Source organism: Archangium violaceum (assembly GCF_016887565.1).
Classification (GTDB): Bacteria; Myxococcota; Myxococcia; order Myxococcales; family Myxococcaceae; genus Archangium; species Archangium violaceum_B.
Genome location: NZ_CP069396.1, coordinates 10,069,892 through 10,092,167, shown reverse-complemented (window position 1 = coordinate 10,092,167; position 22,276 = coordinate 10,069,892). Strand labels below are relative to the sequence as shown.

Annotated in this window: 21 protein-coding genes; 16 read left to right on the top strand and 5 right to left on the bottom strand. The window is 69.7% G+C overall.

From position 1 onward, the window contains the following. Positions 1-27: 27 nt before the first annotated feature. From JRI60_RS40180 to JRI60_RS40150, 7 genes are all read left to right on the top strand, one after another. Positions 28-1,521 carry a M20 family peptidase gene (locus tag JRI60_RS40180; RefSeq protein WP_204221301.1) on the top strand — a complete coding sequence of 498 codons (1,494 nt, stop codon included), beginning with the start codon at positions 28-30 and terminating at the stop codon, positions 1,519-1,521. 78 nt (positions 1,522-1,599) lie between these two features. Further along, a complete protein-coding gene (locus tag JRI60_RS40175; protein ID WP_204221300.1) occupies positions 1,600-2,955 on the top strand; it encodes a matrixin family metalloprotease in 1,356 nt (451 codons plus the stop codon). Further along, positions 2,952-3,647 carry a hypothetical protein gene (locus JRI60_RS40170; RefSeq protein WP_204221299.1) on the top strand — a complete coding sequence of 232 codons (696 nt, stop codon included), beginning with the start codon at positions 2,952-2,954 and terminating at the stop codon, positions 3,645-3,647. Before JRI60_RS40175 ends, JRI60_RS40170 begins: the two co-directional genes overlap by 4 nt. Before the next feature lie 7 nt (positions 3,648-3,654). Then, positions 3,655-4,155 (top strand): RNA polymerase sigma factor, encoded by a 501-nt coding sequence (locus JRI60_RS40165; protein WP_204221298.1) that lies wholly within the window; start codon positions 3,655-3,657, stop codon positions 4,153-4,155. Next, complete coding sequence (locus JRI60_RS40160; protein WP_204221297.1) at positions 4,152-4,958, top strand: hypothetical protein; 807 nt, start codon at positions 4,152-4,154, stop codon at positions 4,956-4,958. The genes JRI60_RS40165 and JRI60_RS40160 overlap by 4 nt, the downstream gene beginning before the upstream one ends. Further along, a complete protein-coding gene (locus tag JRI60_RS40155; protein ID WP_204221296.1) occupies positions 4,955-6,535 on the top strand; it encodes a caspase family protein in 1,581 nt (526 codons plus the stop codon). Before JRI60_RS40160 ends, JRI60_RS40155 begins: the two co-directional genes overlap by 4 nt. A 100-nt stretch (positions 6,536-6,635) precedes the next feature. Then, positions 6,636-9,077 (top strand): PAS domain-containing sensor histidine kinase, encoded by a 2,442-nt coding sequence (locus tag JRI60_RS40150; protein WP_204221295.1) that lies wholly within the window; start codon positions 6,636-6,638, stop codon positions 9,075-9,077. Between the two features lie 7 nt (positions 9,078-9,084). Here JRI60_RS40150 and JRI60_RS40145 read toward each other — a convergent pair whose 3' ends face one another. The 5 genes from JRI60_RS40145 to JRI60_RS40125 all read right to left on the bottom strand — a co-directional run bounded on the left by JRI60_RS40145 (position 9,085) and on the right by JRI60_RS40125 (position 15,297). Further along, positions 9,085-9,744, bottom strand: coding sequence for a hypothetical protein (locus JRI60_RS40145; protein ID WP_204221294.1), 660 nt, complete (start codon positions 9,742-9,744; stop codon positions 9,085-9,087). Then, positions 9,741-12,314, bottom strand: a complete 2,574-nt coding sequence (locus JRI60_RS40140) for an ATP-binding protein (protein WP_204221293.1) — start codon at positions 12,312-12,314, stop codon at positions 9,741-9,743. Before JRI60_RS40140 ends, JRI60_RS40145 begins: the two co-directional genes overlap by 4 nt. A 1-nt stretch (position 12,315) precedes the next feature. Further along, positions 12,316-13,686, bottom strand: coding sequence for an ABC transporter substrate-binding protein (locus JRI60_RS40135; protein WP_204221292.1), 1,371 nt, complete (start codon positions 13,684-13,686; stop codon positions 12,316-12,318). A 244-nt stretch (positions 13,687-13,930) separates the two neighbouring features. Further along, positions 13,931-14,893: an isopenicillin N synthase family dioxygenase gene (locus tag JRI60_RS40130; RefSeq protein WP_204221291.1), complete on the bottom strand. Its 963-nt coding sequence runs from the start codon at positions 14,891-14,893 to the stop codon at positions 13,931-13,933. A gap of 62 nt (positions 14,894-14,955) precedes the next feature. After that, positions 14,956-15,297, bottom strand: coding sequence for a hypothetical protein (locus tag JRI60_RS40125; RefSeq protein WP_204221290.1), 342 nt, complete (start codon positions 15,295-15,297; stop codon positions 14,956-14,958). A gap of 279 nt (positions 15,298-15,576) precedes the next feature. Here JRI60_RS40125 and rplU point away from each other — a divergent pair, with 279 nt between their 5' ends. The 9 genes from rplU to JRI60_RS55215 all read left to right on the top strand — a co-directional run bounded on the left by rplU (position 15,577) and on the right by JRI60_RS55215 (position 22,273). Next, positions 15,577-15,885, top strand: coding sequence for a 50S ribosomal protein L21 (gene rplU / locus JRI60_RS40120; RefSeq protein ID WP_204221289.1), 309 nt, complete (start codon positions 15,577-15,579; stop codon positions 15,883-15,885). Between the two features lie 60 nt (positions 15,886-15,945). Then, a complete protein-coding gene (rpmA, locus tag JRI60_RS40115) occupies positions 15,946-16,212 on the top strand; it encodes a 50S ribosomal protein L27 (RefSeq protein WP_204221288.1) in 267 nt (88 codons plus the stop codon). A gap of 132 nt (positions 16,213-16,344) precedes the next feature. Further along, a complete protein-coding gene (gene obgE / locus JRI60_RS40110; RefSeq protein WP_204221287.1) occupies positions 16,345-17,748 on the top strand; it encodes a GTPase ObgE in 1,404 nt (467 codons plus the stop codon). A 4-nt stretch (positions 17,749-17,752) separates the two neighbouring features. Beyond that, positions 17,753-18,442, top strand: coding sequence for a TrmH family RNA methyltransferase (locus tag JRI60_RS40105; RefSeq protein WP_204221286.1), 690 nt, complete (start codon positions 17,753-17,755; stop codon positions 18,440-18,442). 76 nt (positions 18,443-18,518) lie between these two features. Then, the gene (locus JRI60_RS40100; RefSeq protein WP_204221285.1) at positions 18,519-19,319 is read left to right on the top strand and encodes a LolA family protein; all 801 of its coding nucleotides are present in this window, start codon (positions 18,519-18,521) and stop codon (positions 19,317-19,319) included. Positions 19,320-19,322: 3 nt separating this feature from the next. Beyond that, positions 19,323-20,774, top strand: coding sequence for a hypothetical protein (locus JRI60_RS40095; protein WP_204221284.1), 1,452 nt, complete (start codon positions 19,323-19,325; stop codon positions 20,772-20,774). Positions 20,775-20,952: 178 nt separating this feature from the next. Next, the gene (locus JRI60_RS40090; protein WP_204221283.1) at positions 20,953-21,177 is read left to right on the top strand and encodes a hypothetical protein; all 225 of its coding nucleotides are present in this window, start codon (positions 20,953-20,955) and stop codon (positions 21,175-21,177) included. 147 nt (positions 21,178-21,324) lie between these two features. Then, positions 21,325-21,999: a hypothetical protein gene (locus JRI60_RS40085; protein ID WP_204221282.1), complete on the top strand. Its 675-nt coding sequence runs from the start codon at positions 21,325-21,327 to the stop codon at positions 21,997-21,999. After that, positions 21,980-22,273 (top strand): polymorphic toxin type 28 domain-containing protein, encoded by a 294-nt coding sequence (locus JRI60_RS55215; protein WP_204229294.1) that lies wholly within the window; start codon positions 21,980-21,982, stop codon positions 22,271-22,273. Before JRI60_RS40085 ends, JRI60_RS55215 begins: the two co-directional genes overlap by 20 nt. Positions 22,274-22,276 lie beyond the last annotated feature (3 nt).

Below are 22,276 nucleotides of genomic sequence, written 5' to 3'. Positions count from 1 at the left end.
CTCGGTTATTTCGTGGAGGTGACGCGGATGAGACGGAGACTCGGCATTCTCAAGTGGGTGGGGGTGGTGCTGGGCGGCGGACTGCTTCTCCTGGTGGCGGTAGGCCTGATACGAGCACTGAGCCTGGAGTCCAGGCAGGTGGTGGTGGAGCCACTCCCGCCGCTCGCGCTCGCCCCGGCTTCGGCCGAGCACCTGGCCGGTGTCTTGCGCTACCGCACCATCTCCCTCTCGGAGGGGCCACCGGCCGCAGAGGCCTTCCAGGGCCTGCATCGGTACCTCGCGGAGACCTTTCCCCTCGTCCACCAGCACCTCGCCCGCGAGGTGGTGGCGGACCACAGCCTCCTCTATACTTGGAAGGGCTCGGACTCATCCCTGCCCCCGCTCGTCCTGCTCGCCCACCAGGATGTGGTGCCGGTGGAGCCCTCGACGGAAGGCAGGTGGACCCATCCTCCCTTCGAGGGCCGCGTGGCCGATGGCTTCGTCTGGGGGCGGGGAGCGATGGACGACAAGTCCCGGCTCGTGGCCCAGTTGGAGGCCGTGGAGGCGCTCCTGGCGGAGGGCGTCGTTCCCCGCCGCACCGTGTACCTGGCCTTCGGTCACGACGAGGAGACCCATGGTGAGGGCGCCAGGGCGCTCGCCGCGCTGCTCGCCTCCCGTGGCGTGAAGGCGGAGCTGGTGCTGGACGAGGGACAGGTGGTGACCCGCGGAATCGTCCCCGGGGTGACGGACGACGTGGCGCTCATCGGCATCGCGGAGAAGGGCGGCCTGAGCGTGGAGCTCTTCACCCGGGCCGGCGGCGGACACTCCTCCATGCCGCCGCCCCAGACGACGGTGGGCGTCATCGCCGGGAGCGTGAGCGCCCTGGAGCGGCACCCCCTGCCCGCCAGGCTCGAGGGTCCGGCGCGCGACCTCTTCGCGCACCTGGCGCCCGAGATGCCCTTCTCGCGGCGCCTGGCGTTCGCCAACCTCTGGCTCTTCCGTCCCCTCGTCCTCTCCCAGCTCACGCGCGCCCCCTCCTCCAATGCGCTGGTACGCACCACCACCGCCGCCACCCGCATCAGCGGGGGCGTGAAGGACAACGTGCTGCCCTCGGAAGCGCGGGCGGTGGTGAACTTCCGCCTCCTCCCGGGGGACTCCGTGGAGGAGGTGCTCGCTCACGTGCGGGCCACCGTGAACGACGCGCGGGTGGAGGTTCGCGCCCTTCCGGACCACCGTGAGGCCTCCCCCTCCTCGCCCACCAGCACGGAGGCCTACCGCGCCCTGGCGCGCACCATCCGGCGCTCCTTTCCCTCGACCATCGTCGCCCCCACGCTCGTCGTCGGAGGGACGGATTCCCGGTTCTACTCGGCCGTCTCCGCCAACGTGTACCGCTTCAGCCCCATGGTGGTGACCCCGGAGGACCTGGAACGCTTCCACGGCACCGACGAGCGGCTCTCCGTCGACGCCTGGCTGGGAATGGTGCGCTTCTACCGGGAACTGCTGAGCACCGTCACCGGCGCGGAGGCAGAGCCCGGGCGCTGAGAAAAAAGAGGGTGCCAATTTTCCCCGCTGCTTCGGTCCTGGGGTCGATGTGACGCGAAACACCCCAGGAGGAACACGATGAGTCACCCCGGATGGGTTCACCTGCTTGGTGCCCTGGCCCTCTGCATGCTTTCGCCCGTGGCACGGGCCTCCACTTCCCTGGCGCTCGATGTGCCCGCCCTGACCCGGAGCTCGGAGCTGGTGGTCCATGGCCGGGTGCTGCGCACCACCAGCCGCCAGGTCCAGGACACGGGGCGCATCGTCACCGACGTGGAGGTCTCGGTGACCGAGTTTCTCCGGGGCTCGGCGGCGCGCTCCTCCCTGCACGTCGTCCTGCCGGGCGGCATCGTCGGAGACCTCCGTCAGGACGTCAGCGGTGCACCGGAGCTCGCTCCCGGTGAGGAGGTGGTGCTCTTCCTCTCGCACGGTACGGAGGGACCGCGCGTGGTGGGCCTCGCCCAGGGGGCGTTCCGCGTCCACCGCTCGGAGAATGGCCGTGAGGTGCTCGCCAGCGCGGTGCTCCCCGAGGCGCTGCGGCTGGTAGACCCGCTGTCGCTCCAGCCCGTGCCCACCCAGGCGCGGACGATGGCGCTCCAGGTGCTTCGCGAGCAGGTGCGCGGGGGGGTCCATGACACGGCTTCTCCCGCTCTCGACGAGCCGACGTCGCCACCTCCCTTCGTCCGGACGCGCACGCCTCCCACCGAGAGCGCACCGGAGGGACATTGCCTGTGGTGGCCAGGGGGCAGCACGCTCACCTTCCACCAGCAGCAGTGCATGTCCGGAGAACCGGATTGCACGGCGCGCCAGGCGTCGGTGGGCCTCGCGCTCCAGGGCTGGGATGAAATCCTCGCGGGGTGCACGAGCCTGCGCCTCTCCGAGGGGCCCGTCACGGCCTCGCGGCAGGTGGGCTACGTCCCCTCTGGCCCGAACGAGAACATCATCCTCCTGAGGGATCGGGCCTGTACGCAGCCGGAGAGCGAGGACTGCTGGCGGCACGGGACGGAGACCCTGGCCATGACGACGAGCACCTTCCGGATGCGCTCGGGCGAGGTGCTCGACACGGACATCGAGCTCAACGCGGTGGCCTTCTTCTCCCAGACCCCCACCGTGGACCTTCAGGGGGCCGTGACGCACGAGCTGGGGCATGCACTGGGCCTGGCGCACTCGCCGGACTCCCGCTCGACGATGTATCCCCATTACCAGGGGCAGGGCTCCTCGAGTGCCATCGACGAGGGCTCGCGGCAGGCCATGTGCTCCATCTACCCGCCCGGGGCTCCCGCTGTAGACTGTGTCGAGGCGGAGCCCGAGCTCCGTCAGCTAACGAGCAAGCCCCAGGGGTGCAGCGCCGCCCCTGGTGCGGGAGCGGGGGCGCTGCTGCTCGGGCTGGTGACACTGTTGGCGCCGCGGCGCCGGAGACCGGAGAACGGCGGATGACCCATCCTCAGACACACGTGTCGCGGCTCACCTCGTGGCTGACCACCCTGGCGGTGGGCGTGGCCGGCTGCGGGGAGTATGGGCTGGCGGATGAGACGTATCCGGTCGAGCCGGTGGCCATCCTGGAGGGCGAGCTCCGCGCGAAGGTGGGTAGCGGGCAGGGCCCCACGGCGATGACCCTGGCGTGGGCGCCGGAGCTCGCCGCCACGGAGCGGCTCGCCTCGCTGCTGCTGGCGGAGGGGTCCTCGTGCGGGACGGAGCGGGAGGCACTCCTACAGCCGACGTCCTTCCAGCCGCACTTCCCCTCCAGCTTCGTCCTACCTCTGTCCACGACTCCCGTACCGGCCGCCCAGCTCGCGCTGGAGCCGTCGGGTGGGCGGGGCCGTCTGGCGCTCGGGTGGATCGTCTTCTTCCAGGACGACAACGGCAACGGGAGCCTGGACCTGGGCTCGGAGGGGGCGGGAGGGGAGCGTGTGGTGGCCACCTCACTCGATTCGGGGCTGGCCGTGCTCTTCCTGGATGGGACCCTTCCGTCCGAGCGCTCGGGCGCGTGGGAGCGGTGGCCTCGCGAGGTGCCTCGGGGCTTCAGCCTCCTCGGCGTCCAGCGGCCCGAGGGCGGGCCCGCGTCATTCGTCTCGCTCCCGGCCTCCACCTCGCTGGCGCTGGAGGGCTCGCGGCACGCGTGCCCGTGAGGAGGGGATGGAAGCGGCGACGCTCGAGCAATGGTATGCGCTGTACGGGTATGCCGTGCACCGCCGCTGCGTCCGGCTCCTGCAATCCGAGGCCGAGGCGGATGATGCGTTGCACGAAGTCTTCCTGCGCGCCTGGCGCTACGCGCACACGCTCCAGGGTGAAGCGCCGCTGCCCTGGCTCTACCGCATCGCGGATCGGCACTGCGTGGACCTGCTTCGCCGACGCGCGCGCCAGATTCCCTCCGAGGACGTGAAGGCGTCCCTTCCCGAGGAGGTCGCCGCTCCGGGCCCGTCCGAGCAGTTGCATCTGTTCGGTCAGGTGCTCGCGGCGTGCAAGGATCGGGTGCGTGACACCGCGATCCTCTACTACCTGGATGAGCTCACGCAGGACGAGGTGGCGGAGAGCCTCGGCTGCTCGCGCAAGACGGTGAAGGAGCGGCTCGCCCAGTTCAAGGTCGTGGCCACCCGGTTGTTGACGGGAGGCAAGGCCAGGAGAGGTACAGGATGAGCGACTTCGAGTCCCTCCGGGCCTCCCGCGAGGCGGGCCATCCCTCGGCGCTGGCGCTCGAGACGCTGGCGTTCGCGCCCGGGAGCGAGCCTCGGGCTCCGGACGTGGAGGAGCACGTGCGGGCCTGTGCCTCGTGCGAGGCACGGGTGGCGGCGCTTCGTGAGGAGCGAGCCCGTTTCCTCCAGGCCCGGCCGGCACGTGCCTTCGCGGCGCGCGTGGTGGAGCGGGAGCGTCGCGTCTCCTGGTGGAGGCGGTCGGTGTGGGCGTTCGGTGTGCTCCCCGCGGCGGTGGCCGTGGCCCTGGTCCTCCTGATGGTGCCGCCGCGTGTGCTTCAACCAGGAGCGGAAGGAGGAGGCGCGCTCCCCGTCCACCTCAAGGGTGCGCCCGCGGTGCGCCTGGAGGTGCTCGTCAGCCGCGAGGGGCGGCCCGCCGTTCCCGTGCCGGAAGGGACGCCGCTGCTGCCAGGAGACACGCTGCGCTTCCGCGTGGTCCTCCCGGAGAAGGGCCACGTCTTCATCGCCAACCTGGATGAGGCGGGCCACTTCACCCGCTACTTCCCTGCTGGTGGCACACGCGGTGCGCCGCTCGCGCCAGGCGAGCACCTGTTGCCGGGCGGCGTCGTGCTGGACGACTCGCGGGGCGAGGAGCGCATCACCCTGCTCCTGAGCCCGGAGCCGATGGAGGAGCGGGACATCGAGGCGGCCCTGCGCGGCGCCTTCGAGCGGGCCGGCGGGCTGCGCTTCGAGGAGACCGGATTGCCGGGCCAGTCGGTGGCGCGCTTCCACCAGAAGGGGACGCGGTGAGGTGGGGCGCGCTGGCCGCGCTGCTGCTGTGCTCCGGGGTGTCGGCCGCCGGGGTGGCGGACGAGCTGCGGGTGGCGGTGGTGGTGGGCAGCAACGTGGGCGTCGGTGGAGATGTGCCCCTGGAGTACGCCGAGGCGGATGCCCGGCGCTTCCACCAGCTGCTGCTGGAACTGGGCGGGGTCTCTCCCGAGCACGCCTTCCTGGTGACGGCGGGAGACGCGGCGGCGGTCCGTCGCGCGCTGGCCGAGGCGCAACGGGTGCTGGCGCGCGAGAGACCCCAGGGACCGAGTGCCCTGGTGCTCTACGTCTCCTCCCATGCCGACGCGGAGGCGCTGCACCTGGAGGGAACGCGGTTGCCCCTGGCCGAGCTGAAGCAGGTGCTCTCGGCCTCGCCGTTCACCCTGCGGCTCGCCATCCTGGATGCGTGCCGCACGCCCGTGGCCTCCCGCGCCAAGGGGGGTGTGCCCGTCTCCGAGGAGGTTCCGGTCCGCCTGGAGGTTCCTTCCCAGGTGGAGGGGACGGTGCTGCTGATGTCGGCCGCGGAGGGAGAGCCCGCCCAGGAGTGGCCCTCCCTGCGTGGCTCGCTCTTCACGCACCATGTGCTCTCGGCCCTGCACGGCCTGGCGGATGGAGATGGCGATGGCGCCATCACCCTGTCCGAGGTCTATGCGCATGCCTGGCGCCACACCCTCGCGGGCTCCACGCTGAGCGGCGCCGGGACGCAGCACCCGAGCTTCGACATCCGCTCGAGCGGTTGGGGCGAATGGGTGATGGCACGCCCGGCGCGGCTCGGGGCCAGCCTGGTGCTCGGCGAGGACGTGGAGGGCAGCCTCTGGGTGGCGGACCACCAGCAGGAACTGGTGGCGGAGATCCGCAAGTACCGGGGCGAGTCCAAGCGGCTGGCGGTGAAGCCCGGCCGCTACCGGGTGGTCCTCCCCCAGGGACGGTTCGCGGAGGCCACGGATGTGCTGCTCGGCTGGCGGACGGAGCGGGTGCTGACACGCGCCGATTTCATCCGGGTCCCCCTCGAGCGGGCCCGCCTGCGGGGGAGCCAGCCCCTGGTGCCGCGCCCCTGGTCGGTGAGCGCCGGCTACGCCCTGTCCTCCGGCTCGGTGCGCGGCATGGCGCCGGAGCACTTCGGCGAGGTGGGGTTGAGGCACCGCGTTTCCCGGTTCGTGGCGCACGCGCGGCTGGGCTTCACGCGCGCCCGCATGGAGCGCGAGACCTTCGCTCTCTCCCAGACGGAGCTGCGGCTCTCGCTGGGCGGGGGTCTCCTGTTGCCAGCGGGGCCGGTGGAGCTCACCCTCGGGGCCGAGGGACAGGGCACCTGGGTGCGGCAATCCATCGCCCGGGTGGACGAGGAGCAGGCTGGCCGCATCTTCGGCATCGAGGAGCCTCCGCGCTGGGGACTCATCTGGGGCGTGGGGCCCTTCGCCTGCGTGACGTACTCCTTGTCGGAGCGGCTCCTGTTGGGAGTAGAGGGCTCCGCCGGGCTCACGCGCGCGCCCCGATACGATGGCTCGGTGGAGCTCCGGCCCTCGGCCCAGCTGCACCTGTCCGTGCACTGGACCCTCTGACGGGTGATGGGAAGCAACTCCAACGTTCGCGGCTCGTGTGAACAGGAGGTCAGTTGGGTAGGATCGCGAGGTTGCGCTTCCAGAAACGATCGCTCTGCCCATGCCCCCGCCCCCGCCGGTAGCCCACCTGTGTTCGACACAGGCGCTCTCTCCAGCCAATCAAGAGCAGCCCCTTTCCAATGCCGTCTCGGGCGGGGCCGCCGACGGCATCCTGCGGCACCTCGTCGAGAGCAGCGAGGAGCTCATCGCGGCGCTGGACACGTCCTTCCGCTTCACCGCTTTCAACCGTGCCTACCGGGAAGAGTTCATCAGGAGCTTCGGCGTCCCGATCGAGCTGGGGATGGACCTGCGGGATGCCCTGGCCCACCTGCCGTGTGAACAGGCCATCCTGGTGGAGTCGTGGCAGCGGGCGCTCCAGGGAGCGCAGTACTCCACCATCGCCGCCCTCGGGAGCGCGCAACGCAGCCAGAACGTCTACGAGTTCGGCTTCCGCCCCCTCCGGGATTCGACGGGGACGCTCGTGGGGGCCTTCCACATCGCCCGCGACGTCACCGAGCGGCAGCGGGCGCGGGAGCAGCTCCCCACGGAGCTGGAGAAGCTCGTGCGCGAGAGGTCGGCCCGCCTGGAGGCGGCCACGCTGGAGCTGGAGCGGGTCAGGGCGGCCCGCGAGCACCTCCTCGCGGTGTTCGAGCGCATCTCCGATGGCTTCGTCGCGTACGACCGGGAGTGGCGCTTCACCTACGTGAACCGGAACGCGGAGGTCTACCTCCGCCGGAATCGGGAGGAGCTGCTCGGACAGAGCATGTGGAGCGTCTTTCCCGGGATGGTGGGCTCGCGGCTCCATGCGTTTCTCCACCAGTCGGTGGGTGAGCAGCGGCCACTCGAGGCCGAGCTGCCCTCCACCTTCTCGGACCGGTGGTTGCGCCTCGTCACCTATCCCTCCACCGAGGGCCTCTCCGTCTACTTCCGTGACATCACCGAGCAGCGTGTGAGCCAGGAGGCGCTGCGCTCCTCCGAGGAGAAGCTGCGGGGCATCGTCTCGTCCGCGGCGGATGCGATCATCGCCGTGGACGGGCAGCAGCGCATCCGTATCTTCAACGAGGGCGCGCGCCACACCTTCGGGTACACGCCCGAGGAGGTGCTGGGCCAGCCGCTCTCGCTGCTCCTGCCCGAGACGCGGCGCGAGGTGCATGACCAGCACATGCGGAGCTTCGCGGCGTCGGCCGAGGTGGCCTCCCGCCGCATGGGCGCGCGCCTGTGCGTGGAAGGCCAGCGCAAGAGCGGCGAGGTGTTTCCGGCGGAGGTCTCCATCACCCGGCTCGAGCTCGGCAACGAGCAGGTGTTCACGGCCGTGCTGCGGGACATCACCGAGCAGCGGCGTGCCGAGGAGCAGCAGCGCTTCCTGGCCGAGGTGGGTGCCACGCTGGCGTACTCGCTCGACTTCCAGGACACCCTGCGGGCCGTGGTGAAGCTCGTGGTGCCAGGGCTCGCGGACGGATGCATCCTCACCGCCGATGGCGGGCAGCCGGCGGGCCAGGCCTCCGTGGTGTCGGCGGTCGAGCCGGAGTTGGAGTGCTCCCTCCGGGAGGTGCTCACCCGACCTTCCGGCCTCGGGGGTCCCGTGGGGACCGCCCTGGAGCAGGCGGCCCGGACGGGAGAGCCGGTGGTGCTCTCCGACGCGCCCATCCTGGCCATTCCCCTGCGCATCCAGGAGCGGATGCTGGGGGTGCTCGCGCTGGTGCTGAACTGCCCGGCGCGGCGCTTCGGCGTCGAGGAGTACACCCTGGTCCGAGAGGTCGCGCGTCGCGCCACCCTGGCGCTCGAGAACGCGCGCCTGTACCACACGGCGCAGCAGGCCATCGCCGTGCGGGACGAGACGCTCGGCATCGTCTCGCATGATCTGCGCTCGCCCCTGAGCGCCATCTCGCTGCTCAGCAGCGCCATCGAGCTGTACCAGATTCCCCAGACGCACGAGGGAGACCGGGCCCGCGACTCGCTGAAGCGGATCCGCCAGTCCGTGGGCGACATGAACCGGCTCATCGAGGATCTGCTGGCGGTGGCCCGTATGGAGGCCGGGCGCCTGTCGTTGGATCCCGAACCGCTGGAGGTGTCCCGGCTGCTCTCGCAGGCGCTCGAGACGCTCGAGCCGCTCGCCGGGGCCAAGGCCCTCCGGCTCGAGGCGACCCGGGATTCCCCCCTGCCGCCCGTGCGCGCCGACCGGGCGCGGGTGCTCCAGGTGCTCCAGAACCTGGTGGGCAACGCCATCAAGTTCACGCCCTCGGGAGGCTCCATCCACCTGCGGGCGGAGCTGGACGGTAGGTGGGTGCGCTTCTCCGTCTCGGATACGGGCACGGGCATCGAGCCCGACGCCCTCCCGCACGTCTTCGATCGCTTCTGGCAGGCGCGCCACACGCGTCACATGGGCGCGGGCCTGGGCCTGGCGATCGTCAAGGGCATCGTCGAGGCGCACGGTGGGAAGATCCGGGTGGAGAGCACCCTGGGCCAGGGCACGTCCTTCATCTTCACGCTGCCCCTGGCCTGAGCCGTCCTCAGAACAGCCGGACCCCCAGGAAGAACGCGGTGCTCAGCCCCAGACGGGTCCACCGGCGCTCCTCCCGGGTGAACGCATGCTCGCCTCGGGTGAGGGTGAGCGCGTAGTCGCCGGTGGAGAAGCGCAGGCGGGCTTCGCCCCCCACGAAGAAGCGGGACTCGGGCGAGGGGAAGTAGTTGCCACCCAGACCGATGCCGAAGGCCGGCGCACGGCCCCGGCCCTCGTAGCGGTAGTCCGGGGCGGTGACGGTGGTGCGCGTCTCCATCACGCCCCCGAGCAGGACGCCGTAGAGGTCCGCCTTGCGGTAGTTCCGGTCGGCCAGGGTGAAGTGGTAGCTCAGCCGGCCGAAGCCGGAGAAGTCACGGCGCGAGACATCGCGCTCGGAGAACAGGTTCGGCACCCAGCAGGCGAGCGCGCATTGGTTGACGTCGACTTCCGCGCCGAGGGACAGCGTGCCGGGGCCCACCTGGATGACCCCGAGGTCCACGGCGGCGCCGGCCTCCACGGAGAGCGGGAGGAGCGAGGCGGCTCCTTCCAGGCGGAGGTCGAGGTTGCCCGGGCGCATGAGCGGGCGGGGCTCCTCGGCCTGGGCCAGGGCTGGCGCCGCCGTGAGCCAGCCGAGCAGGAGCAGTCCGCGGCCGAGGGCGGGGGAGGTCACGGTTCCTCGCTCTTCGGGTTCCACGGAAGCTCCAGGGTGAACGTCGCGCCCCGGCCGAGCCCGTCGCTGTGCGCGCGCAGGCAGCCTCCCATGGAGCGGGCGTGCAACGCGCAGCTGTGCAGCCCGAAGCCATGGCCGTCCTTCTTGGCGGTGAAGCCGTACTGGAAGATGCGCAGCATGTTCTCCGCGGGGATGCCGATGCCGTTGTCGCTCACCTGGAGCTGAACGTACTCACCGATGTCGCGGATGTGCACCTCCAGGCGGCGCCGTGGCGACTGGGAGGCCATCAGGGCGTGTTTGGCGTTGCTGATCAGGTTGACGAGGATCTGCAGCAACTTGTGCCGATCCGTGTGGAGTCTCGGCAGCTCGGTGTAGTCGCGCAGCACCTCGATGTCGAGCGACTGACGCAGCTGGATGCGCAGGGCGTCATCGGCGGTGGCGCACACGTCGACGTCCTCGAGGATCTGCATCGTCCGGGAGGCGAGCGACTGCTGCACGGCGATGATGTTGGTGACGTGGTCGAGGTTGTTCTGCAGCCCCTCCATCTCCTTCAGGAGGTTCGTGTTCTCCTCGACGAGCGCCTCGGTGGCCGCGGAGAGGTAGCGCGGGAGGAGCTTTCCCTTCGGGTCCTCGGTGAGGTAGCGGACGAGGTCCTCCTGGTGCTCCATCAGCAGGCTGGTGGCCCGGGTGAGGGGCTGGATGCGCGACTGGCGCAGCCGGCTCTCCATGATGGAGGCGGAGACCTTGACGCTGCTGATGACGTTGCCCACGTTGTGCAGGACGGTGGTGGCGATCTCCTCGCGCCCGGCCACGCGCGCGGACTCCACGAGCTGGAGGTGGGCCTCGCGCAGCTCCTGGGTGCGCTCCTGCACCCGCTGCTCGAGCTCGTCATGGGCCCGGCGCAGCACCTCCTCCGCGCGCTTGCGATCCGTGATGTCGGTGGCGACGCTGGCCACCGCGTAGGCCTCGCCGTGGGTATCGAGCAGCGGGAAGCGGACGGACAGATAGGTATGGATGCCATCCGACAGGGGTATCTCCTGTTCGTGTGTCACCGGGCCCGCCGCGTCCAGCGCCTGCTGGTCCTCCGCCTTGCGCCTGGCGGCCCACTCGGGCGACAAGATCTCGTCATCCGTCTTGCCGACCATGTCCTCGGGGGAGTGCTTCGTCAGCGATGCGAACTGCCGGTTGACGAACAGGTAGGGACCCTTGACCGACTTCACGTAGATGACGGCGGTGCTGTGGTCGATCAGCGCCTGCAGCAGGTTGCGGCTGGAGCGCAGCTCGGCCTCGGAGCGCTGGAGGTCGTCCACGTGCTGCTGCAGGTCGCGCCAGGCGGACTGGAGCTGCCGGCCCATCCTCGTGAAGGCATCGGTGAGCTCGCCGAGCTCGTCATGGCGGTCGAGGGAGGGCAGTGGCGTCTCCCATCTTCCCTGGCTGATGGCGCCCGCCGCCGTGGCGAGCTGGTGGATGGGGATGACGATGCCGCGGGCGAAGAGCAGCGTCACCAGCAGCGCCAGCAGCAGCGAGCCCAAGGTGGTGGCGAGGATGACGAGTCCGATCGCCCGCTCGCTGGCGAGGATGGCGGAGAGGGGCCTCTCGGTGACCACGGTCCACTGGATGGAGGCATGGCCCGCGGGGCGGATGCGCGCGAAGGCCTGGAGGAAGCCGGGCCGGTTGGGGGTGTCCAGCAGCGTGCCTCTGGGCCGGCCGAGGATCTCCCCGGCGTCCTCCGGGCGCTCGGTGCGCAGGGTGATGCCGGTGCCCCGCTGGCCGCCATGGAGCCGCTGGGGCTCGGGGCCCGAGAGGTAGTCGCCGGAGGCATCGACCAGGTACACGTGGTCCGAGGTCTCGTTGGGGGTGAGCGGTTGGAGGAGGGGCGTCAGGGGAGCGGAGACCACCAGCACGCCGGCGACGCTGCCGTCGAGCGCGAAGAGAGGCGAGGCGTAGCGGATGAAGGGCCGGGGTGGGGACAGCGGGCGTCCGTCCGGTGTGGTGGCCAGCTCGATAGGACTCACGAAGACGGGCGCCAGCTGGCCGGAGATGCTGGTGAGGCCCATGGCTCCGGACAGGAGCGCCTCGTTCTTTTCCGAGGACCCGGGCTTCAGCCGGGTGCTCCGGCCTTCGAGGGAGACGGTCAGCTGCTCCTGCCCGGTGCGGTCGAGCACGCTGATGCCATCGAAGAGTCCGCCGGAGCGGCGGAGGAAGCCATGGAAGAGGTCCTCCACGTCTCTCGAGGGCGGGGCCGGGGTGGTGGCGAGGGCATTGGCGTAGCGCTGGAGCGGCGGAGCCTGGCCGAGCAGGAGCACGTTGTTGATGGAGCGCAGGAGGATGGCCTCGACGGCGGTGGCCTTGGCCTCGGTGGCCTGCAGCAACTGTGGCTGGCTGGACTCGATGCGCGCCGAGGAGGAGCGCTGGATGTTGTAGATGGAGGTGATGGCCGCTGGAATGAGCAGCACCAGGGCCACGCGCGCCACCATGCGCAGGTAGAGCGGTGAGCGCAGCAGCGAGGGGCGCCTCCCGGCCGCGGGTAGAGGTGTTCCGGCGCGCTGGGGAGGAGGTCCCTCGGCCATCTCAAGGTTCCGCGGAGGGGGGCGGGAACAGGGCTTCCGCCTGCTGTTGGGCCTGGGCCGCGGCCTGCTCGGGTGTCAGCCGGCCCAGGAGCATGTCGTGGTAGGTGGTGCCGAGAATCTCGGCGAGCTGGGGCCACTGTGGCACGGCGGGGCGCATCCAGTCCTGGAGCTGGCCGGCCTGGCCGAGCTGGTCCATGACGGAGAACACCGGGTAGCGGCGGACGAGCTCGGGGTCGCGCAGCAGGCTCTTGCGCGGCATGCCCCCGCTGCCGTGCCCCGCCAGCAACCGCTGCGTCTCGCGCGAGGTGAGCCAGACGAGCGCCTGCCAGGCCAGCTCGCGCCGTGGGCCGATGTTGGCGGGGATGCCGAGGCTCCAGGTGCCGATGGGCGTCACCGCCGCCTCGCCGGGCGCATGAGGCGCCGCCGTGTAACCGACCTTCCCCGCCACGACGGAGGAGGGAGTCTCCTCCACGAGGTACGTGCGGGCGCCCCACTCGTAGGTCATCGCCACGCTCCCCCGGGCCATGCGGAGCGGGCGCTGGTCCCAGGCCGTGTTGACGACATCGGGGGGAGACACCTTCAGCAGCTCCAGGGCGAAGCGGGCCGCGGCCACGCCCTTGGGGGTGTTCAGGGTGGGGCGGCCCCGGGCGTCCAGCAGCGGCTGGCCGAAGGCGGCGTAGAAGTGGGCCATCTGCTGGCCGAAGGGCTGGCCCCGCTGGCCGTTCCAGAGGATGCCGTAGTTGCCGGCTTCCGGCTTCTGGTACTGCCGCGCCACCGCGAGCAACTCCTCGGTGGTACGGGGCGGCCGCAGGCCATCGGCGGCCAGCAGATCCTCGCGGTACCAGAGCAGCTCGGCGTGTGTCTGGATGGGCAGGCCGAGCTGTCGCCCCTGGTAGCGGCCCTGGGCGTAGGCGATGTCCAGGAAGTCCTCGGGTTCCACCTGGGCGCGCGAGCGGGAGATGAGCTCGTCGAGAGGCAGCAGCACGTTCCGCTCCCCGTACTCGCCCATCCAGACCGCGTCGACGCTGACGATGTCGTACGCGCTGAGCTTGTCCTGGGCGTTGCGCAGCGTCATCCGCCGCACGTCATCGTAGCCGACCACCTCGAGCTCGAACCTGGCGCCGGTGAGTTGCTCCAACTCGGCGGAGGCCTCCTGGATGGCCAGCGCGAAAGGGTCTCCGATGAGCAGCACCCGGAATGTCTCGCCGCGCAGCGAGGGAAGGCTGGAGTCGGCTGGCGTGCTGGCGGACTCGGGGGCACGCGAGTGGCGAGCGGACAGGACGAGCGCCGCGAGCACGGCCCCGGTGATGAGCACCACTGCCAGGAGCACCCACGGACGCGGACGGCGAGAGGGGCGCGCGTTGTCGTCCATGATGCGAATTCTAGTGCCACAGGTTCACTACCCGTGCCAGCCCCGAAGTCGTTCCTGCTCGCGGGGCAGGCGTGGACCCGTCTCCATGGGAGCGGACGGCTCGCCACCTGCTGGGGATTCACCGCGTGGCGCACGTGGCGCGGGCCGCGCGGCTGGGCGAACAGGCCCTCGTTGAACCACTGCTCTCGGCGGAGCTGCTGCTCACCGGGTTCGTTGAAGGCCCAAAGACCGTTCCATGACCAGGCTACTTGATGAGGCCGATCTCCCGCAGACGCTGCTTGAGGAAGGCGTCGGCGGTGATGGGGGGCTGGCCGGGGTTCTCGGGGGTGACGGTGCCCGGCAGCGGCTTCAGCACGCACTCCGGATAGGGGTGCACGAAGAAGGGCATGGAGTAGCGCGTGTTGTCCTCGGCGGCCGAGGGCGGATTGACGACGCGGTGGGTGGTGGAGGGGATGACGTTGTTGGTGATGCGGCTGAGCATGTCACCCGAGTCCACGACGATCTGCCCGCGCAGCGTGTCCACGGGAATCCACTCGCCATCGCGGGTGAGGATCTCGAGGCCCGAGGCGGTGCCCTCGCACAGCAGGGTGATGAGGTTGATGTCCTCGTGCTCGGCGGCGCGGACGGCGCCGGGGATGAACTTGTCCTTGAGGGGCGGGTAGTGGATGACGCGCAGCACCGAGGTGCCGTCCTGGGCCATGTCGCTGAAGGTGTTGCGGTCGATGCCGAAGAACTCGGCGATGGCCTGCAGCATCACGGAGGCGGCCTCGTCGAGCGCGCGGTAGAGCTCGAGCGTGTTGGCGCGGAAGGAGGCGACCTCCTCGGGCCAGACGTTGTGGGCGGCGACGTCGGGGCGGCGCGGGTGGCCCTCGGGGAGGTCGCGGCCGACGTGCCAGAACTCCTTGAGGTCGCCGACGGTGCGGTTCTTCGCGTGCTCCTTGCCGAAGGGGGTGTAGCCGCGCTGCCCGCCGAACTCGGGGACGTGGTAGCGGTGCTTCACGTTCTCCGGGAGGCGGAAGAAGGCCTCCACGTCCGCGTAGGTGCGGCGGATGAGCGCGTCCTCGATGCCGTGTCCTTCCACGGAGACGAAGCCGAACTCCTTGAGGGCCTCGCCGAACACCCGGACGAAGCGAGCGCGCTCCTCGGGGTTGCCGGAGCGGTAATGGGACAGGTTGACGAGCGGGATGCGACGGGAGGAACGCGACATGGCGCGCACACTGTAGCCGTCACCCGGGCGTGACGTGAACCGCCCGGGGGTGAACCGGCCACCTAGAAGATGGCCGCCTCGCACGGATTGCTGAGGGCCCTGCTGTCGCACAGGGTGATGTCCTGGAGGAAGGCGTCCTTCTGGCCGGGCTGGCAGGTGTCGAGCCTCTGGTAGCACCTGACCTGGCTCTCGATCGTGGTCACGTCGTCCTCGGCGCACGCGTGGAGGTTCTGCTCGCACCGGCTCGGGTCCAGGGCGGGCAGGGGCGCGCGCTCCATGCAGGGCCGGGCCTTCTGATCCACGTCGGCGTACGCCGCCGCCAGATCCGCGCAGGCGGTGCTCCGGCACCCGGCGAGCCAGAACCCGGCGGCCAGGGGGACGAGCACCCATCCAGACTTCCGCATGGGGCCAACTCCTTGTTAGAAGAGGGAAAAGGGGCATCCTACCGGGCGGGCAGCCGACCGGGCGGGAGGCGGGCCTGTCCTGTCCACAGTCGGGCAGGAGGGGATTCGGGGAGTGGCGGGGTACACCGGGTGTGCGGCAACCCTCCATCTTGCCTTGACTCCCCTGGTCTTCTCCCGTAGATCGGGCCCCCTTTGCATCCTCGGGCAGGTCCGTCCGAGGAAATGCACTCCGGCCTTTCACGGGTTGAAACAACCCGGACAAAAACCAGGGGTTCTACGATGTACGCAGTCATTCGCACGGGCGGGAAGCAGTACCGCGTGGCCGAGGGCGACGTGCTCCGGATCGAGAAGGTCTCGGGGAACGTGGGCACCGAGGTGACCTTCAACGACGTCCTGATGCTCGGTGGTTCCGACAGCCCGAAGGTGGGGCAGCCGACCGTGTCGGGCGCCAAGGTCGTGGGCAAGATCCTGGCCCAGGACAAGCACCGCAAGGTGCTGCACTTCCGCAAGGAGAAGGAGGGCTGGACGCGCCGCCGTGGCCACCGTCAGCCCTACACCGAGGTCAAGGTGACCTCCATCTCCGGCTAGTCCGGGTCACAACTTCCCGGAGCGTCGAGTGGCGCGCCGGCAGCATCAGGGATCGGTGTCATGGCTCATAAAAAGGGACAGGGTTCTTCGCGCAACGGTCGCGATTCCAATCCGCAGTACCGCGGCGTGAAGGTGTTCGCGGGCGAGACCGTCAGCGCGGGGAGCATCCTCGTGCGGCAGCTCGGCACGGTCATCCACCCGGGCTCCAACGTGAAGCTCGGTCGTGACTACACCCTCTATGCCACGGTGGATGGAGTGGTGAAGTACGAGCGCCAGGGACGGGACCGCAAGAAGGTCTCCGTCTATCCGGCCCAGGCGAGCGCCTAGTCCAGGCGTCGTCGTCTGAAGGGGCCCGCGCGTAGCGGGTCCCTGTTTGCCTCGTGAGCGGGTCGCTCCCGGTCCACGTGCCTTCGGGCGGTGGACGTGGAGGCGGCCCGTTCCGCATTTCTGGGGTCTGGGATGAAATTCGTCGATGAAGTCCGCATCCACGTGAAGGCCGGGGACGGAGGCAACGGGGCCGTTGCCTTCCGCCGGGAGAAGTACGTCGATCGCGGCGGTCCGAGCGGTGGAGACGGGGGCGATGGAGGCTCGGTCATCTTCGTGGCCGATCCCCAGCTCACCACGCTGCTGGACTACCGCTACCAGCAGCACCACCGGGCGAAGAACGGTGAGCAGGGCATGGGCAGCGACTGCAATGGCCGCTCGTCGGATGACCTGGTCCTCAAGGTGCCGGTGGGTACGCTCATCCGGGACGCGGACACCGACGAGCTGCTGGCGGACCTGAGCGATGCCGACCAGCGCGTGGTGGTGTGCCAGGGCGGCCGGGGTGGCCTGGGCAACATGAACTTCGCCACCTCCACGCGGCAGACGCCGCGCTTCGCCCAGGATGGCACCAAGGGCGAGGAGCGCACCCTGCGGCTGGAGCTGAAGCTGCTGGCCGACGTGGGGCTGCTGGGCTTCCCCAACGCGGGCAAGAGCACGCTCATCTCCATCGTGAGCCGGGCGCGGCCGAAGATCGCCGACTACCCGTTCACCACGCTGGTGCCGAACCTGGGCCTGGTCCAGTACAAGGACGGCCTGTCCTTCGTGATGGCGGACATCCCCGGTCTCATCGAGGGCGCCAGCGAGGGTGTGGGGCTGGGGCTCCAGTTCCTGCGGCACGTGGAGCGCTGCAAGGTGCTCATCCACCTGCTGGACATGGGCGCCGAGGGCGAGGGGCGTGATCCGCTGCACGACTTCGACGTCCTCAACACGGAGCTGCGCAAGTACAGCGAGGAGCTGTCGGGCAAGCCGCAGGTGGTGGCGGCCAACAAGCTGGATCTGCCGAACGCGCAGGAGCGGCTCGGGACGGTGACAGAGGAGATGCGCAAGCGGGGCATCGCCGTGTTCCCCGTCTCGTGCGCCACGGGCCAGGGCATGCAGCCGCTGCTCGACGCGGTGGCCGAGGTGCTCTTCACCGGCAAGACGGACAAGCTGCACGTGGAGCCGCCGCCGAAGCCCCGGGCGGAGAAGAAGGCTCCCGCCGCGCGGCCCTCCGAGCCCGCCGTGAAGAAGGCCGCGGCGAAGAAGGCTCCGGTCAAGGCCCCCGCGAAGAAGGCGGCGGTCGCGAAGAGGGCCGCGCCCGTGAAGAAGGCTCCGGCGAAGAAGGCGGCGGTCGCGAAAAAGGCCGTGGCCGCGAAGAAGGCCGCGCCCGTGAAGAAGGCTCCGGCGAAGAAGGCCGTGGCCGCGAAGAAGACCGTGGCGAAGAAGGCTCCCGTGAAGAAGGCGGCGGCCCGGAAGGTGGCCACGAAGGCGGCGAAGAAGGCACCGGCGCGCAAGGCGGCGTCGAAGAAGGCCGCGCCGAAGCGGGCCCGGAGGTCCTGACGCGATGGCGGGCGGCGGTCCTCATTACGAGAAGCTCGAGAAGGCTCCGGTGGAAGCGGAGGCCCTCCTGCTCGACGTGCGCAAGGAGAAGATCGACAAGGTCATCTCCCAGCGCACGCGCACCTTCACGGTGGTGTTGGATCGGCTGGAGGACAGCTTCAACATGGCCGCGGTGCTGCGCACCTGCGAGGCCAATGGCCTCCAGGAGGTGCACGTCATCGTGAACCCCGAGGCGCCCTTCATGCCGAACTCGCGGGTGGCGCAGGGCTGCGACAAGTGGCTCGACGTGAAGCTCTACAAGGACTTCGCCTCGTGCCGCGAGCACCTCAAGTCGCGCGGCTTCGCCCTGTACGCCTCGGCCATCCGCGAGGACGCCACCAGCCTCTACTCGCTGCGCTTCGACTCGAAGATCGCCCTCGTCTTCGGCAACGAGCGCGAGGGCGTGAGCCAGGAGGTGCTGGAGCAGTCGGACGGCACCTTCTGGATTCCGATGCGCGGTTTCAGCCAGAGCCTGAACATCTCGGCCGCCGCGTCGGCCTCCATCACCCGGGCGATCTCCTGGCGCGAGGAGCACCTCGGGCGCGTGGGAGACCTCACCGAGGCGGAGGCCCAGGAACTGCGTGACCGCTTCTACGTGCTCGCCGTGAAGCAGCGGCGGCGCATCTTCAAGAAGCAGCCCCCGTCCAGGCCTTGAATGCAGGGGCCGGGGGCCCGTCTGTAGGTACAGTTGGAACCGCGGGCCGAGCGCCCGCCTGGAGAGAGCTCAAGCCATGTACCTCGAGAAGCTGCTCGTGACCCTGCTGGCCGCGCCCGTGATGGCCACGGCGCCTGCCACTGTCTCCCACCAGGTGGTCGCCCAGGCGCCCGCCGCGCAGGCGCCCGCTCCCCAGGCCGCCCCCAAGGCGGAGGCGCCGAAGGCCGCCGAGGCTCCGAAGCCGGCGGAGGCGCCGAAGGCCGCCGAGAAGAAGATGACTCCGGAGGTGAAGGACCTGGTGGACCGGATGCAGGCCTTCTACGAGAAGACGCAGGACTTCTCGTCCGACTTCAAGCAGGACTACAAGTACAAGGCGCTGCGGCGCACGCAAACCTCGACGGGCAAGGTCATCTACAAGAAGCCGGGGTTGATGCGCTGGGAGTACGAGAAGCCCTCCAAGCGCACCTTCGTGCTGGCCGGCGAGAAGGTGTACGCGTTCGACCCGGAGGCGCAGACGCTGAGCGTGGGTCGCATCGACACCAGCCAGCTGTCGGCGTCGGTGACGTTCCTCTTCGGCCAGGGGAATCTGGCGAACGAGTTCTCCATCTCCAAGGGCGAGTGCAAGGACTGCAAGGGCACGCTGCTGGTGCTGGACCCGCTGAAGAACGAGCCGCGCTTCCGCCAGGTGCGCCTGGAGGTGGACCCGAAGACGGCGCAGGTGCTGAAGAGCACGGTGGTGGATCCGGACGGCAGCGAGAACGCCATCGCCTTCCTGAACCTGAAGACGAACGTGGGTGTCGCGGCGGACGCCTTCAAGCTCAACCCGCCCGAGGGCACGCGCATCGACGACTTCACCAAGACGCAGCAGCGGAAGTAGCCGGTGCGGAGCGCGCGTCTCGGGGCCCTGTTGCTGGTGCTCGCCGGGTGTCACCGGGGAGCGGCGGGTCCCGCCGCGCCCGAGCGGCCGGGCAGCCTCGCGGACCAGACGCTGCCGCTGTTGCCCTCGCCCCACCTGCGGCTCGTGGTGGAGGGCCACTTGAATGGACGTCCGGTGCCGGTGGTGCTGGACGTGTCCCGGGCGCTCTCGGCGGTATCCGAGGGCTGCTGGGATGAGAAGATGCCCCCGCCGCCCATCATGGGCAATGCGCGTGTGCCGGACGTCTACGCCGGACCCGGAGGCCTGCGAGACTGGCCGCTGGTGCGCGTGCCGGGCCTGCGGGTGGGGAGTGTTCCGCTGGGACCTCGAGGCATGGGTCTCACCGGCGAGCGCACCTGCTCGGTGACGCTGGGGGCGGACGTACTGTCTGCGTATGCCTTCACGGTGGACCCGCTGCGGCGGGAGGTGACCTTCGAGAAGTCGCGCCCGCGCGCGGAGTACCTGGCGCAGGCGGCGGCTCCCGGGGCGGACCCGGCCGAGGAGGTGTACCGGCTCGAGCTCACGAGAGACCCGGTGGGCGACTGGCCGCTGATCGCGGCGCGGGTGACGCAGGAAGAGGCGGCCCTCACCGGACCCTACGTGCTGAGCACGCGTGAGCCCTTCTCGCGGCTCGCGATGGGAGCCGCGGAGGCGCAGGGAATACAACCGCTGGAGACCGCGGCCAATCTGCCCCCGAGGGCCTACGTGGTGGACGCTGTGGAGCTGTCCTCGGACGTGGGGGTGAAGCCGCTGGTGATGGAGGCCGGGGTGGGGTGGAGGAATCCGACCACGCTGGGCCGTATCGGACCGGACGTCTGGGGCCACTTCCGCACGACGGTGGACGTGCAGGGAGACACGCTGGTGTTGCGCCGGCCGCGCGTGCAGGTCGTCGAGGACCGCCAGCGCTGCGCGAGATCGGGAGCCCCGAACGCGGAGGAACTCCGGGAGGAGTCCTGTTTCGGGCTGCACGTGAGGCGAGGTGCGGAGGGGCGGACGGCGGTCACGGGGGCGGTGTTCCGAGACCTGCCCGAGGGCGGCCGGGTGCACCTGGAGCCGCTGGGCGAGGACGGCAAGCCGCTGCCACTGGACTGCAAGGTGGGGTTCTCGTTCGCGCCGACGAGCCGGGGCGCGACGACACAGCACCTGGTGCCGTGGCCGAGGCTGGCGCAGTCGATGCCCGAGTGCAGCGAGGCCCTGAAATCAGTACGCGGGTACACGCTGGCGCTGTTCGAGGAGGGGCAACTGCAGGAATGCCCCAACGCGTGCATCTTCGTGCACCAGCCGAGCACGGGGCGGACGGTCTGCGAGTGTCAGCCGACGCCGCTGGGAGACACGATGGCGGTGCCTCGGCGAAGCAATACGCCGAAGCCACCGACACAGAAGGAACGCGAGCAGGAACCCGAGGACCCTCACTGAACCCACTATCCCCTCTCCCTTTGGGAGAGGGACGGGGTGAGGGTATCAATCGTCCGGGGTTCCCATCCGCGGCTACCGAGCCGACGGCACCACGGCCATCGAGAAGGATTCTGGCCACCAGGATGTGCCCTTTACGCACCTGTGTCACGCTCCCAACCTGTTGGGAAAAGAGAGGCATATGCGCGGCACGTGGAGTGGGCTCGGATTGCTGCTGGTGGTGCCTTGGCTGGTGGGCTGTGTGAGCGGGCCCCAGATTCGCTTGGACACAGGTCAGGGCGCGCCCATTGTCTACACCCCGCCGGCCTCTGAACCTCCGCCGGTGGAAGTCCGCGAGGAGGAGTTCGTCTCGTCTCTGGCGGACCTGCTACTGGACATGCCCCTGGCCGTGGACATGCCTCGGTGAGAAGGCGGGATACAGCGCGCTTCTTGGGAAGGAGGCTCGCGAGACCCGGCCCAGAGGATGATGGATCGTCAGTGCGTACTCTTGGACTCCACGGATGGCTGCCTCGTGCCGCCAACAGGCGCGCCGCCTCCAGAGATGCTGGCACGCATGCGGCTGGCGCTCTCGTCCGCCATGGACACCGTGTGGGAGGGAGCAGCCGTGCCCATCAGCGAGTACCTGGATCCGCTGGCTTTCAAGCTCATGGTCTGCACGGCGATGAGCACCTATCTGCTCACGTTGATGATTCCCGAGCCAGTGACCAAGGGACTGGCGGCGATACTGACTTTGTACCTGGTGGCGTACCTGGGCCTGGGGCCGGTGTGGTCCATGGTGGAGGCCGGCTGGAAGTTGCTGGAGGAGACGAAGCGCGCCACCACCACCGAGGAGATGAAGGCGGCGGGCCACCGTTTCGGTCGGGTGCTGGGGGACAGTGGCATGCGCGTGCTGCTGCTGCTGGCGACGGCGGCGTTGTCGGGTGAGACGAACTTCGTGAGCAAGGGGCCGAAGCTTCCGGGCTTCGGACGAGCGGCGCTGGCCTCACCGGCGCGCATGGGTGTGATGCTGGAGGCGGCGGGGCAGGTACGGTCGGTGGCGCTGGGCGCCAAGCAACTGACCGTGGTGTTGGCGCCCACGGCCGTAGCCGCCACTTCCATGAGGCAGGGCGACGGTTCGCCACCCGATCAGAATTCACAAGTGAGGGCCAGTAACGGCGTTTCCCCTACCGCAAGGGTTACTCGATTCACAAGCCAGGCACGTCACCAAGATAGACAACATCATTCGTGATCATGCGAAGCCGAGTGATTTCGAGGGGGTCGCCAAGGAGCTTGCTGGCCAGCGGATCCCCAAGCCTGGTGGGGGCTATTGGGATCATCGGCGCGAGATGCTCCAGTCCATGAGAGACCTCAAGAGGCATGTCAGAGCGCTTGAAGGCAGTTTGGAGAACCCGGCACACTCAACCGACGTACGTTCGTATCTCCAGAAGACGATAGACAAGGCCAGGGTCATGATCTCTCGGATGGAGGGAGCCCTTTCTGGAGGTGGTCCGAGTGGACAATAGAGA

Excerpts from the sequence above, each read along its gene's own strand:
- JRI60_RS40180 (WP_204221301.1), top strand. The coding sequence starts at position 28 with ATGAGACGGAGACTCGGCATTCTCAAGTGGGTGGGGGTGGTGCTGGGC.
- JRI60_RS40175 (WP_204221300.1), top strand. The coding sequence starts at position 1,600 with ATGAGTCACCCCGGATGGGTTCACCTGCTTGGTGCCCTGGCCCTCTGC.
- JRI60_RS40170 (WP_204221299.1), top strand. The coding sequence starts at position 2,952 with ATGACCCATCCTCAGACACACGTGTCGCGGCTCACCTCGTGGCTGACC.
- JRI60_RS40165 (WP_204221298.1), top strand. The coding sequence starts at position 3,655 with ATGGAAGCGGCGACGCTCGAGCAATGGTATGCGCTGTACGGGTATGCC.
- JRI60_RS40160 (WP_204221297.1), top strand. The coding sequence starts at position 4,152 with ATGAGCGACTTCGAGTCCCTCCGGGCCTCCCGCGAGGCGGGCCATCCC.
- JRI60_RS40150 (WP_204221295.1), top strand. The coding sequence starts at position 6,636 with ATGCCCCCGCCCCCGCCGGTAGCCCACCTGTGTTCGACACAGGCGCTC.
- JRI60_RS40140 (WP_204221293.1), bottom strand. The coding sequence starts at position 12,314 with ATGGCCGAGGGACCTCCTCCCCAGCGCGCCGGAACACCTCTACCCGCG.
- JRI60_RS40135 (WP_204221292.1), bottom strand. The coding sequence starts at position 13,686 with ATGGACGACAACGCGCGCCCCTCTCGCCGTCCGCGTCCGTGGGTGCTC.
- JRI60_RS40130 (WP_204221291.1), bottom strand. The coding sequence starts at position 14,893 with ATGTCGCGTTCCTCCCGTCGCATCCCGCTCGTCAACCTGTCCCATTAC.
- JRI60_RS40125 (WP_204221290.1), bottom strand. The coding sequence starts at position 15,297 with ATGCGGAAGTCTGGATGGGTGCTCGTCCCCCTGGCCGCCGGGTTCTGG.
- rplU (WP_204221289.1), top strand. The coding sequence starts at position 15,577 with ATGTACGCAGTCATTCGCACGGGCGGGAAGCAGTACCGCGTGGCCGAG.
- rpmA (WP_204221288.1), top strand. The coding sequence starts at position 15,946 with ATGGCTCATAAAAAGGGACAGGGTTCTTCGCGCAACGGTCGCGATTCC.
- obgE (WP_204221287.1), top strand. The coding sequence starts at position 16,345 with ATGAAATTCGTCGATGAAGTCCGCATCCACGTGAAGGCCGGGGACGGA.
- JRI60_RS40105 (WP_204221286.1), top strand. The coding sequence starts at position 17,753 with ATGGCGGGCGGCGGTCCTCATTACGAGAAGCTCGAGAAGGCTCCGGTG.
- JRI60_RS40100 (WP_204221285.1), top strand. The coding sequence starts at position 18,519 with ATGTACCTCGAGAAGCTGCTCGTGACCCTGCTGGCCGCGCCCGTGATG.
- JRI60_RS40090 (WP_204221283.1), top strand. The coding sequence starts at position 20,953 with ATGCGCGGCACGTGGAGTGGGCTCGGATTGCTGCTGGTGGTGCCTTGG.
- JRI60_RS40085 (WP_204221282.1), top strand. The coding sequence starts at position 21,325 with ATGCGGCTGGCGCTCTCGTCCGCCATGGACACCGTGTGGGAGGGAGCA.